The organism is Ardenticatenales bacterium (assembly GCA_020634515.1).
Lineage (GTDB): Bacteria > Chloroflexota > Anaerolineae > Promineifilales > Promineifilaceae > JAGVTM01.
In genome coordinates this window covers 554071-570819 of record JACKBL010000004.1, presented here as the reverse complement: position 1 = coordinate 570819, position 16749 = coordinate 554071, and the positions used below count along the sequence as shown (strand labels likewise).

Genomic DNA, 16749 nt, shown 5'->3' with positions numbered 1-16749 from the left:
CGACAGAAAAGACACGCTGACCTCATCCGCGTCTATCCGCCCTATTCGGCAACAGCCGCCAGGGGGATGTCGTGCGCCCTGGCCCAGGCGAGCCACTCGGCGGTCGGGCGTTGGCGGAAAAAGTGGGCGAGGTCGGGGGCGGGGGAAATGCCGGCATTCTCGCCCCCACTCCCCATCGCGTCCAAAAACCGCCGCCAAAAATGCGGCTCCAACGCCGCCAGCGCCACCCATCCGTCCCGCGTCTCATACAAGTTGTAGCCCGGAATGCCGCCCCCCAGCACCCCTTCCGGGCGCGTCAAACCATACCGCCACGGGTCGGCAAAAGGCGTGGCAGCCGCGGAAAGCGCCAGCTCCGTGGCTGCCGCCCCCTGGCCCTGCGCCCGCGCCAACAGCAGCGCCAGCGCCTCGCTCACTGCCCGCTCCGCGCCCGCCAGATCCGCCAATAGCGTGCGTGGCAGCCGCGGCGGCTGCACGAGGCCGAGGCTGGCCTGGTACGTGAGATCATGGCCGGCCTCATTGGCCTGGGGACCGGGGTAGCCGACAATGGACAACTGGCAGAGATGGGGGTGACGCGCGGCCACGGACGCGGCATCCAGACGCAGGCGCGCCAGCGCGCGCGGGCGCATGGAGGTTAGCAACAGGTCGGCGGACGCCAGCAACGGCTCCAATTGCGCCCGGTCCGCTTCCCGCTTCAGGTCCAGGGCGATGACGCGCACACCTTGATGCAGGTGGTCATACCAGGCGGGGGCGGCGAGCGCCAGAGGATCGCCCGTGGGCGGTTCGATTTTGGTCACGTTGGCCCCCAGTTGGCGCAAACGGGCGACGGCAACAGGCCCGGGAATGTTGATGGCCAGGGTAATGACAGTGATTTTGAGCATAGGTATTTTCGACTGCATCCGCCCCAAGCCATCACCGGGATAACAGTTCGGCTGTGTTGTGCTTAATTGCTGTCTTAAGCCGCCGCTGCTATCGTCAAGTAGTCGTTTTGGGTATCAGTTTTGGTGAGTGAGGTCGGATACGATGAAGACTGCGTGTTTAGCAAATGGTGAATCTATTTTAGCGGATGTGGATGCGCCTGACACGGCGTATTGCCCGACCTGCGGTGGGGAATTGATCTTACGCAGCCGCCGCCTGATGGTCACGGGGGAGCAAACATATTTCTGGCGTCATGCAAGTAATCGAAATCTGCGCTGCCAGGAGCGGAGCCGCCCATCCGCGATGTCCTGGGGCACGATGTACGCGGGGGCGGGCAGTGGGGAGTGATGGCGAGGTGGGGGAAATTCGTCAGCCGCTTTGTGGTCAGGTAGAATAAGAACATATGGTCTTGTGCCGGCATTGGGTTCTCCTCTGCCGCCCACATTCTCCCCAATCACCCTGGCAGGCATCTGTTCGCGTGCCCGCGCGATAGGAGGCTAATATGTGTGGACGATTTACCCTGGCCGCGGCCACGGAAGATGTGGCGGCTCAGTTTGCGTTGGCGGAAATGCCGCCATTAGCGCCCCGCTACAACATCGCGCCCACGCAGCCCGTCGCCGTGGTCCGCGTCGCGGCCAATGGACAACGGGAACTCACGTATCTCCATTGGGGCCTGATTCCTTCCTGGGCGAAAGACCCTGGCATGGGAGCGCGCATGATCAACGCCCGTGCGGAAACGGTCGCGGAAAAACCTTCCTTCCGCGCCGCATTCAGGTACCGACGCTGCCTGGTGCCGGCATCAGGTTTCTACGAGTGGCGGAAGTTGAACGGGAAGAAGCAGCCGATGTACATTATGGCACGGGATGGGGGTGTGTGGGGAATTGCCGGCATTTGGGAACGCTGGATCGCTTCTGACGGCTCCGAAGTCGAATCCTGCGCCATCCTCACCACCGAACCCAACGAACTACTGCGCCCCATCCACAACCGAATGCCCCTCATCATCCCCCCGGAGCAATACACCGCCTGGCTCGACCCCCACAGCCAGCGCCCCGACATGGTGCAGCCCCTGTTGCAACCCTACCCCGCCGCAAACATGAGCGCCTACCCCGTCAGCACCCTCGTCAACAGCCCCTTCAACGACTCGCCCGACTGCATACAAATCGTGTAAAGAAACCGGGTTTTTAGCCCAAGAAACCTGGTTCTCGAAGGAAAAACCCGGTTTCTGGCAAGGAGAGATGATTCTGGAACTGATGGAGATTATCTTATACGCCCAAGACATGGACGCGCAGGTGCGTTTCTACCGTGACCTTCTTGGCCTGGAAGTGACCTATCCGCGCGGGTTGGTTGACTACAGCGCCGAGTCCTGGGTCACATTTGGCACGGGCGCGTGTACGCTGGCCTTGCACGGCGGCGGGCAGCGCGACCTGGGGCGGGATGCGCCCAAAATCGTGTTCCGCGTCGCCCAGATTGAGGAAGCACGCCGGGCGCTGCTGGCTCAAGGCGTCTCCCTGGGCGACCTGTTTGAGGCCGCCCCCGGCACGCGCGTGGTCAACGGCGTCGATCCCGAAGGGAACCCCTTTTCCCTGGAAAGCAATAGATGATGGTGACCATCTGGCCCATTGCCTGAACCTTTAGCCCGTTGCCTGAGCCTTTAGTCCGTTGCCTGAGCCTTTAGTCCGTTGCCTGAGCCTTTAGTCCGTTGCCTGAGCCTGCCGAAGGCGACATGGGCTTCGACAAGCTCAGCCCACGAGAACGTCAGCAGTTACATATGAGTTCACTGAAAAAACCGGGTTTTTTGATTGTTCGGCTGAAATTACCAGAGTGGTTCATGTGCAAAAACCCGGTTTTTGGCCTTTTTTCAGTAGAGTCACATATAATGAAGCAAACCCGGCACACTATCCCCCCCCGCTCCCTCTGGTTCCTCCTCAGCCTGCTGGCAGGCGCATTGGGCTTTACCTGGCTACAGCAGCAAGGCTGGGCCTTGACCTATGGCAGCCCCGGCTCCGATTTCGCCGCCTCCGTGGTGACACTGGAAGAGGGGGGCTACCTGGCGGCGGGCTATACGGATTCGTTTGGCGCGGGCAAGCAGGATGGCTGGGTGTGGCGGCTCAATGACGACGGCGGGGTGGTGTGGCAAAAGGTGTATGGCGGCGCGGAAGACGACACGTTTGCCGCCGTGGTCAATGCGGCGGCGGGGGGATTCGTGGCCGTGGGAACCACGCGCTCTTTCGACGTGGTGGGGCAGGACGCCTGGGTAGCGCGCCTGGATGTGCAGGGGCGCAGCTTGTGGCAAAACGCCTATGGCGGCACGGGTAACGAAACGGCCAGCGCCATCTGGTCTCCCCTGGATGGCGGCTACTGGGTGGCGGGAAGCACCAGTTCCGGCAGCGCGGGCGGGGACGATGGCTGGGTGTGGCGGCTGGACGCGGCGGGAGAGGTGATCTGGCAAATGGCCTATGGCGGCGCGGCGGTGGATACGTTTGCGGCGGTGGTGGGAACGACGGACGGCAACTTCGTCGTGGCCGGCGAAACGTGGTCTTTTGGGGCGGCGTTGAGCGACGCCTGGGTGCTGAAGCTGGACCGGGAGGGGAACGTGTTGTGGCAGAATCGGTATGGCGGGGCGCTGGCGGATGGGGCGCGCGCGCTACAGCCGACGGCGGATGGGGGCGTGGTGGTTGCCGGCTACACCGATTCCCTGGGCATGGGGGGGCGGGATGCGTGGGTGTGGCAACTGGATACGGCGGGGGAGGTGGTGTGGCAGTTCGCGCTTGGCGACGTAGGCACGGATGAGACCCATGGGCTGCTGCGCTTGCCGGATAAAGGGCTGTTGGTGGTGGGGGCGACGGATTCGTTTGGGGCGGGGAATGGAGACGCCTGGGCCGCGCGGCTGGACGCGAATGGTCAACTCGTGTGGCAGCGGGCGTACGGGGGCAGCGTGGCGGCGGACGCGGCAAACAGCGTCGCGCTGGGGCAGGCGGGCGGCACGCTGTTGGCGGGGCATACGTTTGCTTTTGGCGCGGGGGCGGCGGATGCCTGGCTGCTGTTGGTGGATGACGCCGGGGGGGTGGCGGACGGGAACCTGATGTACGCCAGCGAAGCGCGGGAGACGCGCACGACAGTGACGGGGACGCCCACGGAGGGCAGCGGGCGACAGGCGGAAACGGCGGCGCGTTCGCTGGATGCGCGCGCGCAGGCGGTAACGGGGACGGCGGCGACGCTGACGACCACACCGACGCCATCTGTTGCCTTGAGTGCCGGCACGGACACCCCCGCCGCCCCCTATCTCAGCCTGGGATTCGCCGCCGCGCTGGTCGCCTGGGTGGGATGGCGACTGTGGCGGGGCAGGGACCGGAATAATTGATGACTTGAGTCTGGCGAAATCCATACTGGGTGATCGGAGTCGAGGCTTTAGCCGGGTAAACCCCATATGTGGGCCGGCGGAAGCCTCCGCGTCAAAAACACCAGTGTCCCGTTGATTACTTTGATAGACCGGCTACGACACAATAATGCGCGCATCAACCACGTAAAGATCCCCGCCGTACCCTTTCACCGGGTTTAAGTCCATCTCCTGAACCTGGGGAAAATCCGTCACGAAACGGCCGATTCTGAGCAGCCACGTCGTCAGCATCTCCACATCCATGCCCGGTTCACCGCGCACGCCGTTTAGCAGGGGAAAAGCCTTGATGGCGCGAATCATGTTCCTGGCTTCGGCCAGGGAGAGCGGGGCCAGATGAAAGCTCACGTCTTGGAGTATTTCCGTGTAGATTCCTCCGAGGCCAAACGCCACCAGATGACCATACCCCGCCTCCCGCTTCGCGCCCATAATGACCTCGATGCCGGAGATCATCCGCTGCACCACGCAGCCATATGCACCGTCAATCGCCAGCAGTTCATCCCAGACCCACTCCGCTTCGGCCCGTGAATGAATGCCCAACCGCACGCCGCCCACGTCACTTTTGTGCAGCGGTCCCATCACCTTCATCACCCAGGGGAACGGAAAAGCGATATGTGCCAATGCCGCCTTCTCCGTTAGCTCCTGCTGGTCGGGAAACGGGAAGCCCGCCGCGGCCAACACTTCGCGCGTCAGCCGGGGCGACAGGGGACCGTTCTGACCCGCTAAAGCGGACCGGATGCGCGCATCATCGTAATTCGCCAGCTCCGTCTCGGGATCCGTCACGCGGGGGCGGTTGACGATACGGGCCAGGGCGCGCCCCATGGAGACTTCGTCCTCAAAATAGCATTTGCCCATCTCGCGGAACTTTTGCAGCGCGGGAGAGGAGGAAATGACCGAGCAAAAGGCGGGGAGGATGGGGATGGAAAGGGTGTTCATCGCCTCGCCCACAACCTTGTAGATTTCCCAGATGTCGGACAGTCCGGAATCTCCCATGATGAACAAAATGTAATCAATGTTGTCTGCTTCTTCTTCCTGAATGATGTTAAATACCTGGGCTATCATCTCTCCCGTTCTCGTGGGCAGGCAATCAATGGGGTTGCTGACGCCCGCGCCCATCGGCAGCACCCCGGCAATGCGCGCCTGGGTCGATTCACGCAGGATGGGCACGACGAAGCCGTGCCGGTTCAATTCATCCGCGAGCATGACGCCGGGGCCGCCCGCGTCACTGAAGACGCAAACTCTGTTCCCGTCCAGTTGGCCCCTGACGCACACCAACGCGCTGGCTACGTCGATCAATTCCAGCCGGGAGTGGAGGCGAATAACGCCGGCTTTGTCAAAGAGGGCTTGAATGACGGTGTCATTGCTCACCATGGCTCCGGTATGGCTGGCGGCGGCGCGGCTGCCGGCTTCCGTTGTTCCTGATTTTATCCCGGCCAACAAACATCCCTGCCGACTCAGGCGGCGGGCATGTTGCAGGAATGCGCGCGGCTCGTTGAGGACTTCCATGTAGAGGATGATGATGGCGGAGGTTTTGCCGGCATACGCTTCATCAAACAACCCCAAAATGTCCGTCACGTCGCTTTGCGCCGAATTGCCAACCGTCACAAAGGAGTTAAACGGCACGCCCCGCCGCACCGCCTGCTCCGCCAGAAAGTCAATGGATGCGCCGGAACCGCTGATGAAGTCCACGCCCCCTTGTATCATATCCGGCAAGAAACGAGTGAATTTGCCGGCATAAGCATACGACATCACGCCCAGACAATTAGGCCCGAGCAAAAGGATGCCATATTCATCAGCAATGCGGGCCAATTCCGCTTCCTCTCGTTTGCCCGCGGCGCTCATTTCCCCAAAACCGGCGCTGATGACCACCACAACCTTCGTCCCTTTCCGCGCCAATTCCGTCAGCGCCTGCCGCACAAACTTCGCCGGAATCGCCAAAAACGCCACATCCGGGATGCGCGGCAAGGCCATGATTGATGGATAAGCCAGAACACCCTGGACGGACGCGCGCGCCGGGTTGACGAGCATCAGATGCCCTTCATACCCTTTCCGCAAGATGTTGTACAGTATTTTCCCACCAGGTTTGGTTGTGTCATCGCTGGCCCCAACAATCGCAATGCTTTGTGGATTGAGCAACGTGTTTAACATGCATTGGCCTCCATCGGGATAATGGCCTGGGACTGGAAAAATCCATGCCATCGAACAGGACGACGCGCAGCGCCTCGTATTTGTTGACTATTAAACGGTTATAACGCGCCGGGATAAACTGAGCAAGATAGCAAACTTGCGCCTGACGAACCACGCATGGATGCACAAGTTGCGTAATAGAAAATACGTTCTACAATCGGGACCATCTGTTGTGCAAAAACCCAACAAGGAGCGAAAAATGAGCGATGTAAGCGTTTTGGTCGGCACGCGCAAGGGCGCGTTTATTCTTACGGCGGATGGGGCGCGCAAGCATTGGGATATGGCCGGGCCGTTTTTTTGGGGGGGAGATTTACCACGTCAACGGCTCACCCGTGAACCCTAATCGGTTGTATGCATCTCAATATAGTGGTTGGTTCGGGCAGGTGGTGCGGCGCTCGGACGATGCCGGCATGTAGCCCGAACATCCTGTTCGAACAACCACGCAAAACGCACGACCTGTTTATCCCTAATGATGGTTGCAAGCCGCGTTTCCACCAACTGCAAATTGTCAATCGACCACGACCCACCATCCACTGACCACTATCCTCACAGAAGAAGCCAGAGGACGACCATGCCGGCAGCAATCGTCCACAGAACGTTGCGCGTGCGCCAGGCCACCAGGACGGCCACCAGCGCCGCCAGCAGGCGCGGGTTCCCCCACGACACGCCCAGCGTCCCCCCCGGACGCAACACCTCAGGGAAAATGATGGCCGACAGCACCGCCGGCGGCACATACTTCAGCCCCCGGCGCAGCAGCGGCAGGATGGTGACGCGGTGGAGGAGTTGGATGAAGGAGAGGCGGATACTGAAAGTGATCAGCCCCATGCCGATGACGATGAGCCAGAGGAGGGTGGGAGACATGGGAAATGGCCAGGTGGTCGTCCGTAAATAAGTTAGCAGATTAAATTGCCGAAAGGATGATGCTTTCACCTATATTGTGGAGATCATGTACAAATTGTGCTGGTGTCGGTGGGTTAAGCCAACGAATTAGTCCCCAATCGGTTTCGCTGGCAGAGAGCAGTACTCTCGCTAGATCGACAGGAAATATACCGGCCGCCTTTCCGCGTGCGCCAACGATTGCCTCCTGAATGGGAAGCGCCATCTGAACACAAAACCCCCAAATGTCCGCACATAGGGTAATCTTTTAGCTGCGTCCATGTCGTCATTATACACAAAATATGCGTGCGGTTGCATTTGAACCCATCAGGATTGAACGCAGCGATGATTGACGCTCCCACCTGCCGGCATATAATACCCGCATAAGCCTTTTGCTTCGTTACGCCTTACCGTAGGGCAATTTGCCGAAATTGTCCCCTCATACAAAAAGGGCAATTCAGCGAATTGCCCTACAATAGCGACTTACCTGACCGTAGGGCAATTTGCCGAAATTGTCCCCTCATCTTTGGTTTTCCCTAACTGAGAGAAAACAGGGGGTGCAAAAAAGGGCGTGTTGATGGATGATTAGTATGTGAAAACAAACACCAACACCAACACGCCCACAGCTATCCATTATCAGGTGCAACAAGCAATTGAGCAAATGGTTGCCACGCTGCCGAAAGGAACCGATTTAGGAATCTGTGATGTCATCAGCGCGATGTACAGCGGATACTTTGTCGAATCAGGCGGTGGCATCATGCCCGCGGTCGACCAGTATTTGAGCGCATTCATTGATGATGAGGCAGAACGAGCCGCAAGGAGTCGTCGGGCAGCCAAAGCGATCACGTACGGTCAGTTCAATCTGGCGGAGTTGCTCGACGAGTTGAAAAAGCAAGTAGACGCGGCTGGTCAATGGCAGGCAACGGTGATTCAAGGGTACCAGCTGAAACCCGTCGATATGACGGCATACAAAAGGGCACGAGTGAAAGGGCTGAAGAGCAAAACGTATGATTCAGATGCCCACAAAGCGGTGCCCGGTGTGCCATTTGGCATGATGGGGACAACAGGGCGTGTTGGAGAACAACGGGTCGCCATCCTGGAACTACTGGTCCGCGGGAATACGAGTCAAAACGCGCCATCCGCGGAGATGGAAAAGGTGTACAAGCAGGTCGGCAAAAAGCTGACGGAGACAGACCTGGCCCTCTTTGATGCTGGATTTTCATTGGTAGATGCGGTTAGACATGGGGTGAATAACTGTGTGGTACGGCTAGCCAAGAACTGCACCTTCGGCAAAACAGCAGGCAAGATACCGCCGCGAACCTCCAAGAAGGGGCCAACGCCCAGCCGCCACCAGGCTGAAGTGGTGCGCCCATTGGCGCGAAAGCATGGGGACAATCTCCTGCCAGCGTCTCAACCAACGCAAACGCACACGCTTGTTGCTGAGGATAGCGTTGAGATAAAGGTTGAGGTCTGGTCCCCCGTCTACTTCCTGGAGCGACATCTGGACCGGGTTGAAGACGAAAAGCGTAAGGGTTCCTGCCCTTTTCATGTCTGGCTACGGGACGGTGAAGCCGTCGAAGAAGACGATATTGCCGCTAGAGTTCGGATTGTGCGTGCCCAGGACGCGAATGGTGACGGTGTGTGAGCCGTCGGGCAGACCGATGATCGATTCCGGGATCTGGAACTGCCAGGAAGCGGCGTAGGTATCTACGAGCGCAGCGGGGGAGCCATCCACGATGACGAGGGCCTGCCCACAGATGGGGCAGTGAGCCGTGAGCCAGCTAAAGGCCGTCCCACTGACGTTGAAACTGACGTTGGCCGTGGCCGTTTGCGACAGGCGCAGCGTGCCCTGGTAGGCGGGAGCCAGCGTCAGGCCGCTCCAGTGCGTGTAGATGACGGAGGGATGGCTGTCATCAGTGAGGGTCAGTCCCACCTGGAAGGCATCCAGACGCACCTCGGTGCCGCTGGATGCGGCGTTTTTCTGGCCCGAGGGCAGGAACAAGATGAGGTGCTGGTTGTTCGTCAGCCCCGTATACTGCACGGGCACGTTACAGGCAGGGTTGGGGTTGTACAGGTCAAGGGCAGGTTTTGCCGCGCCGTCAATCATCACGTTGGCGATGCCCAGGTTTGGGCCTTTGCATACGCGCAGGATAACGCTGGTGGATGGCTGCGTGGCGCGGTAGGCGAGGTATTGACTCGTCTGCGTGGCCGCGCGATACCCGCCGCCCAGAGCCGTCGCATCCTGGCCCCCGTACCAGCCATCGTACCGAATGCCGTAGTCACGGTCATCCACGACAATGGGCGGCGGCGTGGGCGTATTGGTGGGAGTGGGCGGAATGGTTGGCGTTGGGGTGTCTGTGGGCAACGGCGTCAGCGTGGGCGTAGGCGTATCGGTGGGCGCGGGAGAAGGTGTGGGCGTGCCTGTTGGGGTAGGGGTGGGGGTAGGGGGAATGACGGGGCCAGTGAAGTCAGTTATCTGCTCCAGCCAGATTTCGCTCACCAAGGGGCCGCCGTTGATGGGTTCGACGATGGCGACGACAACCTGACCATCGCTGTAGGTGTTTGCCGGCATTTCCGCCACCACATATTGCGGCGTGTCATTCAAGGCTATCACCGGCCCAACAGGCGTGCCATCTACCTCCAGATGCTCCTGCAGCCCCAGGTTGTCCTGGTCAAAGAGGGTAACGCCCACCAGATACGTGTCGGACGCCACCAGGTTGTCAAACTGGTACTGCACGTCGTTGTCCAGGTCGTAGCGCACGCTCTGTACGGGGTCGCCAGGCGAGCCGCTGATGTCGCCATCCAGGAAGCCGCAGCCATCCGCCGCGCCGGCATACCCGACTTCCGCGGGTGAGCCGCTGTCGCGGTAGCAGTAGCGAATATCGGTGAGGGTCAAGAGGTTAATTGCGGGGGGGTACGTGCCGCCACTCTTTTCCAGACTGACAATGATGCTGTGGTCCGTAGCATAGTCGGCGGGGTTGAGTAAGAGGGAGATGTGGTATTCCTCGCCGGGCACAAACGTGTGGGCGGGGAACATCTCTACGCCATCCACGCGAATGCGCTGCTGGCGGTTGAGGTTACAGGGACGGACGATGAGGTCGAGATGGTAAAAGCGGTCGGGGAGGAGGTGGTCGAAGCGGTACTCGAGTGGCAGGCCGCTTTGTCCCTGGCGACCGGTGTGGATGGGATCGGGGCCGCAGGAGAAGGGCGTGCCGGCATTTACATACCCATACCCCACATTCGCATCATACGGCAGGTCCGTAGCCGCGCCGGCATCAATCGTCACCGGATCGCCCCAACCGACGTAGACCGCTGCCGTGTAACTGTTGTTGGCTTCATCGTATTCGTTAACGGCATGACCGCTGTCGGCAACCGCTACCAGGTCAACAGAACCGGGCGCGGGAGGCGTCCAGGAGAAGACGGTGGTCACGGACAATCCCGCGGTGACGGAAATGGCCTGGCTGCCAATGAGGACGCCGCCCGCTGCGGGGTCGCCGGCGTACAGGCTCAGGGTGTGTAGGGCAGCGTCTGTCTCTCCCTGGTTCAGGGTGGTGACGGCGATGTCTGTGGGGAGAGTGAGGCGGGGGGAGGATGCCGGCACAATTGCCGACACCGTCAGGTCAGGCCGCGTAAGCATCGTTAATCCTACAAATGCCTGATTATTGTCCTCATTCACCTCCGGCAGGCGATCATAAGGGTCTATGACTGCTGTCAGCGTAATGGGTCCTGTGTAACTGGTGCTATCCCAAACAAATGGGACATCAACACTTCCCCCTGCATCCACGCCTGTGACTAAGCGGCTACCAACGTATATGTCAGATCCATCCGACAATGTGATGTAATACGCCAGCGTGTGTGGCACTGCACTCAAATCACCCAGGTTGTGAAGAGTAACCGTAGCCGTAACCATATCACCCTCTGTAGGCAGTGAGTTGAACAGGGCAATATCCTCTGAAGTAATGGCAACATCCGGTTGCGAAGCTGGCACAGCATCATAACTGAGAAACCGCAAGTCAAGATCAGGTAGGTTGTCTTCGTCTGGTCCACCCGCGGTGGAAGCTGGCGGCTGTCGGCCTGGGGATAGCAGATGACTTCTCCGTCCGCTGTGGCCCAGGGCAGGGGGTGAGAGTCTGGCATGGGCTGTAAGACGATGTACTCACCCACCTGGTTGGGGCTGCGCCAGGCCAGCATTTTGCGTTCCCCGTCATAGTCGGTGAAGGGATGCAGCCAGAGGGCGTCGTCGTTGTCCGCGCCGCCGAGAATGCCGGCAATTCCCACCCCCATACGCGAATCCGGCAATGCCAGCCAGTCCTCATCATTCACCCAGGCCGTACCGCTGGGCGGGTCAATGTGGATGTGGCCGCGAGGGATGTTCAGGTTCGGAATGCCGGCACGTCGTCCGATCGCTGCCGGCATCACATAATGCCGCCCGCCCGGAATCGGCAGCCGCATCTTCCCCAACGTGGACGCATTCAGCCGCCGTAAATGTTGGTTCAGCAGGCTCTTCACATGGCTGCGAAACCACATCGGCTGCCCACCGCTGGCCAGGTACTCCCGCAGCGGCCACGCCTGCACCTCCGCCACCTGTCCCGTTTCCACCGCCTGCGCGAACAGATCACCTTCTTCTTGCAGCCAGTTGAGAAGCTGCTGCTCCGGAAAGAAGGGATGCAGGTTAATCAGGCTCTGGATGTCCAGGCGCATGTGGTTGTGGCCGTGGACGAAGCTCAGCCCCACGAACGTCTGATCACCAGTCAGGCGCACTTCCCGCTTCGTGTCTTGCGGCAGGAGAAAGTCCACCGGACGACCCTCATCATCGCGCAAATCGTCGGCGACGATGGCGTGCCCCTTGTCCTGCCCGCGCTCCGTCATGAGGGTAAACTCCACTCTTTTCGCATGGCGCAGTTCCGCTTCCAGCCGCTCTCGTTTGGCTGGCGGTAGATCATGCGACAAGATAAGCCTGCGCAGCATCCGGCGCGAAATCAGGCCGGCGCCGTCCCACACTTTGGCCTCCGCCGCGGATTGTTCCATGTAGGCGACATTCACTTCATCAGGAGGGAAGAAGTCGCTGACGAAGTGAGGGCGCATGAGGCGCGACAAGTGTTTGGAGAGGACGAAGCCCCCTTTGTGCATGTCCAGCTTCAGGCCCGTCGCTGCCAGAAAACCTTGGGTCGTCATCCCGTCCACGTACAGGTCGCTCACCTGGCTGCCATTGACCCAGCGCAGCGTGGGCTGGTCCAGGCCAAAGGTGTGCGCCGCATGGGGAGCCTCCACCGCACCCACGGGCCAGGTGAGGATGCGCCAGGCCCGCTTCGTCTGCTTCAGGAAAGGATAGACCGCGCCGCCCAACGGGTCAGCATAGCTGATGACGTTATAGGGGAGGTCGGCCAGGTCTGCCGGCATGATGAACCCGTTTCCTCCCACACTGCCAGCCCCACGTCCACCCATCAGTCACCTCCCGCCGCCAGGCAAACCTGTCCTGAGCCAGGTCGAAGGAGGCCAAACGTGGTCCAAACGCTGCTCGCGCGTGGCGCACCAGTGTCCGCTTTTCCGTTATCCTGAGGATATCCCAGCCTCGATACGATAAGGAGTAAAGGCAAAATCATGCGTAACAAGACAAAATCCTTTGACATGGCCGCCTACGTCGCCCGCATCACCGCCGGGCCCTGCTTCATCTGTGAGATAGCAGCCAGCAACCCGGACTACCCACACCACATCATCCATGCCGACGAACAGGCCATCGTCTTCCTCAATGCGTATCCCCCGCTCTACGGTTACGTTCTGGTGGCTCCACGCCAGCACCGCGAGCAGGTGACGGGGGATTTCACGCTGGCGGAATACTTGCAGTTGCAGGCGGTCATCTATCGGGTGACGGAGGCGGTGCGGCGGGTTGTGCCGGCAGAACGCGTCTACCTCCTCTCCCTGGGCAGCCAACAAGGCAACAGCCACGTCCACTGGCACATCGCCCCCTTGCCGCCCGGGGTTCCTTTCCACGAGCAGCAGTTGGCCGCCTTGCAGGTGGAAGACCGCATCCTGGACCTTTCCACAGCGGAGATGTCCGCCCTGGCCGCCCGGATTCGCGCCGCTTTCTCGTTGACGGCCTGATCCAGTTCAACTATGATTGGCGTATGAGCGCAACATGGGACAGCATCAAACGCCTCACCGCTGCCGGCCAGGTGCGGATATCGGCTCATGGCTACGACGAGTTGGCGGCAGACGATATTCTGGTCCGTGAGGTGATTGCCGGCATCGCCGCGGCTATCGTCGTAGAAGATTATCCAAGATATCATAAAGGGCCTTCTGTGCTGGTATGTCAATGGGACAATGAGGGAAGACCCGTGCATGTCGTTTGGGGAATCCCGAAAGGCGCTTCCTCGCCAGCCGTTCTTGTCACCGCGTACCGCCCTGACCCCCAACGTTGGTCCAGCGATTACACCAGGAGAAAACCATGATCCGCAAACAAACGACCCGGCTTGTTCATGAAGGCGACTACGTCGCAGAAGTGGACGTGGAACTCATCATCACTGCTGACGAATGGTCTCCTTACCTGTCGCTGGAAGACGCCTACAAACTCGACGATGTGCGTCTGAGCCTGCGACAGGGTGACATCCGCGCCGCTCTGCAACACGCGCGTGTGTTCAAATTGACGCCCGTTACCGCGTAAGTCAACCCGTTTTCTGTCCCTGGCGTGAAAACAAACAGAGAGGCGCACCTGGCGAACAAACTGTCCTGTACATCGGTCGGTGCTACAATTGCCCCATGAAGATTCAGGGGCTTATCTGGCCAGAAGACCGCATTGAACACATCGCCCGCCACCACATTACCCCCGCAGAAAGTGGCAAAGAAAATGAACAAACAACAACTACCGCAAACCGATTCCATTGAGGAGTTAGCCCGTTTCTGGGATACGCATGATTTAACCGAGTTCGAAGATGAATTGGAGGAAATACTCGAACCCGTCTTTGAACAGGAAACGGCCTTCATCCTGCACCTGCCGCTGGAAGAAGCGGAAGCAGTCAAGGAAATAGCCGCGTCCAAAGGTATCCACGACACCGACCTGATCCATCAGTGGGTGCGCGAGAAATTGCAGGTCGCTTAATCATCCTCTCCCTTCATCCCCATCTTTCTTCCCAGCCATGACGGTTCTCTTCTGGCGCGCCGCGCGGATACTCGTCCAGCGCGTGGGATAGGTCACTACCTCTACCATCTCCTGGCAGGCGACGGGCAGCGGGCCATAGCTGAGTACGACCAGCGGCTGCAGCCGCCGCACCATTTCGCGGAAGCCATCCAGAAATAGCTGATAATCGAGCGGGCTGTCCAACTTCACGCCGACCGGAGAAAGCGCCACCGCGCCGCGGCGAGGTATGCCCAGAAAGCAGAAGTCATAGGAAGCCGCCGTGCTCCAGCTCACGGTGGGGATAACGGTAAAGCCCTGCGTCTGCCAGAAACAGCCGCACCAGCGGCTGCGATACACATTCCACATCTGCAACATCAGCGGCCAATCGCGGTAGAGGCTGAAGTCGGGCGTAAGCAGGGTGGGGTAGGGACGCAGGGCGGACAACGCCTTCCAGGGTCGGCTCCACACCGTCTCGAAGCGGTAATCGTCGGCAAAGAAATGCACCGCGCCATCATCAGGCGGCGCATGCGCCCGAATCCGCTGCCGGTAGGGGACCAGCCAGGCGGGAATGCGGCTCACGGGGGTATGCCGCAGGTCGGGGATGCCGTAAGCGTTGTCACCCGGAAACAGGTGGCCCGCGTGCAGGGCGTCGAACTGCCCCGGGCGGCTCTGCCAGCGATGGGAGGTGCGCGTCATCAATGACCTATCCCATTAACTTCGTCACGCCGGATGATTTACGCGTATCCACGGGGACGCCTGGCGCGGGCGCGCGCTGCTCCGCTGGCGTCAGCGATTGCCCTCCCGAAGATACCTGCCCCGCTTCTTCCTGCTGCTGCCCCGTGTGGCGGTCATTCCAGCGCCGGTTGCAGGCGAGAGAGAAGTTGGCGACGGGCTGCCCGTCAGAGAGATAACGCAGTTCCGGGTCCTGCCCCAGATTGCCTACCAATGTGAGTTTCTGATACATGGTTTTGTGCTCCTTTGCAGGTGAGAGGGAGGGAAAACAAATTCACCCCATCTGGCGCGATAGCGCCCCCATCTGCCTCGACCAGCCTCCTGGGGAATACCACAGCGACTGGCACATACAGAACAGCAACGTGATATAGAAAACGGCGACCAATGAGGAGGTCGCCATCAGAGAAACGCGTGTGACGCAACTCCTTGTGCCGGCATGACTACCGCTGCCTTTTGTTGAAACCCTATCCAGTCTTAACCTGCCTGCCGGCAATATGTCAGGAATCTTGATAGTTTTCTCGGGAATGGTGTAAAATACGCAAAATACGTCCTTTTTTGTTTCGGTGGAGAAATCAGTGATGGAAGCTATCCAATACGTCGCCAAAACGGCGTTGGCCCGCCAGACCCGTAAAGTCTTACAGGCTGTCCAGCGCGGTCAAACCGTTGTGGTCGAGCATCATGGCCAGCCGGAAGTGGCTATCATGGACATCATGGATTACTATCTGCTGCGCGCCGCCTTGCAGTATCACACACATGCGCCGCAGGTAGATGCCGGCATCGGCCTCAGCGACGAAGCGGTGGCCGCATTGTCATCTTTGCAAGAGAAAGCCAATCTAGTCATCGCTTGCTACCTGGGTGGGGCTATCAGCCTGGGGCGGGCAGCGGAACTGCTGCAACTCACCTGGCTGGACTTGCGCACCCGCTGCCTGCGCCTGGACATTCCGCTGCGCACGGGTCCTGCCAGCCCCGAAGAAATCGCGCGTGACCTGGAAAGCGCGTCCGCTTTCGCCGTTCCCTCACCATGAGCCAACCCGTTCTCCTGGACAATACCGTGCTCACAAACTTCGCGCTCATTAACCGGCCAGACTTTATCTTCAACCTCTGGCCCGGCGCCTGTACCACACCGGCGGTCCAGACTGAGTACGCTGCTGGCGTGGCAACACACCAGTTACCGTCAGATACCTGGCACGTGCTCCCTGTGGTGACTCTGACACCGACAGAAACAGCGTTTGCCGAGCGCCTGCACCCACGTTTGGGAGCGGGTGAACGCACCTGCATCGCTGTTGCCTATCATCAGAAAGGACTGTTTGTCAGCGATGATCTTGATGCGCGCCGCCTGGCGCAGGCTTATCCTATCCCCACCACAGGGACTATCGGTATTCTTTTACTCAACATACAGCAACAACGCCTGGCGCTGAGCGAAGGGAATGAACTACTTGCCCGGCTCATTGCCTTTGGTTACCGCTCTCCCGTCACCCATCTTGATGGTTTTGTCTAGCGCCCATACTGCATCATGTGAAAAGCAAAACGA

Annotated in this window: 18 protein-coding genes and 1 pseudogene; 12 read left to right on the top strand and 7 right to left on the bottom strand. The window is 59.9% G+C overall.

Annotated features, from left to right (window positions below; all coding sequences use genetic code 11):
- Positions 1-41: 41 nt before the first annotated feature.
- The gene (locus tag H6650_13940; GenBank protein MCB8953104.1) at positions 42-896 is read right to left on the bottom strand and encodes a CoA transferase; all 855 of its coding nucleotides are present in this window, start codon (positions 894-896) and stop codon (positions 42-44) included.
- Between the two features lie 124 nt (positions 897-1020).
- Here H6650_13940 and H6650_13935 point away from each other — a divergent pair, with 124 nt between their 5' ends.
- From H6650_13935 to H6650_13920, 4 genes are all read left to right on the top strand, one after another.
- Entirely contained in the window at positions 1021-1263 is a 243-nt protein-coding gene (locus tag H6650_13935) for a hypothetical protein (protein ID MCB8953103.1), read from the top strand.
- A gap of 154 nt (positions 1264-1417) precedes the next feature.
- On the top strand, positions 1418-2083 hold the full coding sequence (locus H6650_13930; protein MCB8953102.1) for an SOS response-associated peptidase: 666 nt from the start codon (positions 1418-1420) through the stop codon (positions 2081-2083).
- Positions 2084-2150: 67 nt separating this feature from the next.
- Positions 2151-2516 carry a hypothetical protein gene (locus H6650_13925; GenBank protein MCB8953101.1) on the top strand — a complete coding sequence of 122 codons (366 nt, stop codon included), beginning with the start codon at positions 2151-2153 and terminating at the stop codon, positions 2514-2516.
- 275 nt (positions 2517-2791) lie between these two features.
- On the top strand, positions 2792-4276 hold the full coding sequence (locus H6650_13920; protein ID MCB8953100.1) for a hypothetical protein: 1485 nt from the start codon (positions 2792-2794) through the stop codon (positions 4274-4276).
- Positions 4277-4408: 132 nt separating this feature from the next.
- Here the strand turns inward: H6650_13920 and H6650_13915 are convergent, their stop codons facing one another.
- Positions 4409-6457 (bottom strand): acetate--CoA ligase family protein, encoded by a 2049-nt coding sequence (locus tag H6650_13915; GenBank protein MCB8953099.1) that lies wholly within the window; start codon positions 6455-6457, stop codon positions 4409-4411.
- Between the two features lie 238 nt (positions 6458-6695).
- Between H6650_13915 and H6650_13910 the strand changes: the two are divergent.
- A pseudogene (locus tag H6650_13910) lies at positions 6696-6906 on the top strand (exo-alpha-sialidase).
- A 136-nt stretch (positions 6907-7042) separates the two neighbouring features.
- Here the strand turns inward: H6650_13910 and H6650_13905 are convergent.
- A complete protein-coding gene (locus tag H6650_13905; GenBank protein ID MCB8953098.1) occupies positions 7043-7357 on the bottom strand; it encodes an AzlD domain-containing protein in 315 nt (104 codons plus the stop codon).
- Positions 7358-7964: 607 nt separating this feature from the next.
- Between H6650_13905 and H6650_13900 the strand changes: the two genes are divergently transcribed.
- Positions 7965-9017, top strand: a complete 1053-nt coding sequence (locus H6650_13900; GenBank protein MCB8953097.1) for a hypothetical protein — start codon at positions 7965-7967, stop codon at positions 9015-9017.
- On the opposite strand, the gene H6650_13895 is transcribed toward H6650_13900, so the two are convergent.
- Both H6650_13895 and H6650_13890 read right to left on the bottom strand, forming a co-directional pair.
- Positions 8928-11282 carry a hypothetical protein gene (locus H6650_13895; GenBank protein MCB8953096.1) on the bottom strand — a complete coding sequence of 785 codons (2355 nt, stop codon included), beginning with the start codon at positions 11280-11282 and terminating at the stop codon, positions 8928-8930. The genes H6650_13900 and H6650_13895 overlap by 90 nt on opposite strands.
- On the bottom strand, positions 11240-12772 hold the full coding sequence (locus tag H6650_13890; GenBank protein ID MCB8953095.1) for a hypothetical protein: 1533 nt from the start codon (positions 12770-12772) through the stop codon (positions 11240-11242). The genes H6650_13895 and H6650_13890 overlap by 43 nt, the downstream gene beginning before the upstream one ends.
- A gap of 201 nt (positions 12773-12973) precedes the next feature.
- On the opposite strand from H6650_13890, the gene H6650_13885 reads away from it, so the two are divergent.
- The 4 genes from H6650_13885 to H6650_13870 all read left to right on the top strand — a co-directional run bounded on the left by H6650_13885 (position 12974) and on the right by H6650_13870 (position 14468).
- On the top strand, positions 12974-13474 hold the full coding sequence (locus H6650_13885; GenBank protein ID MCB8953094.1) for an HIT family protein: 501 nt from the start codon (positions 12974-12976) through the stop codon (positions 13472-13474).
- A 23-nt stretch (positions 13475-13497) separates the two neighbouring features.
- Positions 13498-13821 carry a DUF4258 domain-containing protein gene (locus H6650_13880; protein MCB8953093.1) on the top strand — a complete coding sequence of 108 codons (324 nt, stop codon included), beginning with the start codon at positions 13498-13500 and terminating at the stop codon, positions 13819-13821.
- Complete coding sequence (locus H6650_13875; protein ID MCB8953092.1) at positions 13818-14033, top strand: hypothetical protein; 216 nt, start codon at positions 13818-13820, stop codon at positions 14031-14033. The genes H6650_13880 and H6650_13875 overlap by 4 nt, the downstream gene beginning before the upstream one ends.
- A gap of 183 nt (positions 14034-14216) precedes the next feature.
- Entirely contained in the window at positions 14217-14468 is a 252-nt protein-coding gene (locus H6650_13870) for a hypothetical protein (GenBank protein MCB8953091.1), read from the top strand.
- Here the strand turns inward: H6650_13870 and H6650_13865 are convergent, their stop codons facing one another.
- Both H6650_13865 and ssb read right to left on the bottom strand, forming a co-directional pair.
- Positions 14469-15182, bottom strand: a complete 714-nt coding sequence (locus tag H6650_13865) for a DUF4417 domain-containing protein (GenBank protein MCB8953090.1) — start codon at positions 15180-15182, stop codon at positions 14469-14471.
- 7 nt (positions 15183-15189) lie between these two features.
- Complete coding sequence (gene ssb, locus H6650_13860; GenBank protein ID MCB8953089.1) at positions 15190-15450, bottom strand: single-stranded DNA-binding protein; 261 nt, start codon at positions 15448-15450, stop codon at positions 15190-15192.
- Positions 15451-15793: 343 nt separating this feature from the next.
- Between ssb and H6650_13855 the strand changes: the two genes are divergently transcribed.
- Entirely contained in the window at positions 15794-16243 is a 450-nt protein-coding gene (locus tag H6650_13855; GenBank protein MCB8953088.1) for a hypothetical protein, read from the top strand.
- Positions 16240-16716: a hypothetical protein gene (locus tag H6650_13850; GenBank protein MCB8953087.1), complete on the top strand. Its 477-nt coding sequence runs from the start codon at positions 16240-16242 to the stop codon at positions 16714-16716. The genes H6650_13855 and H6650_13850 overlap by 4 nt, the downstream gene beginning before the upstream one ends.
- The last annotated feature ends 33 nt before the right edge of the window (positions 16717-16749 follow it).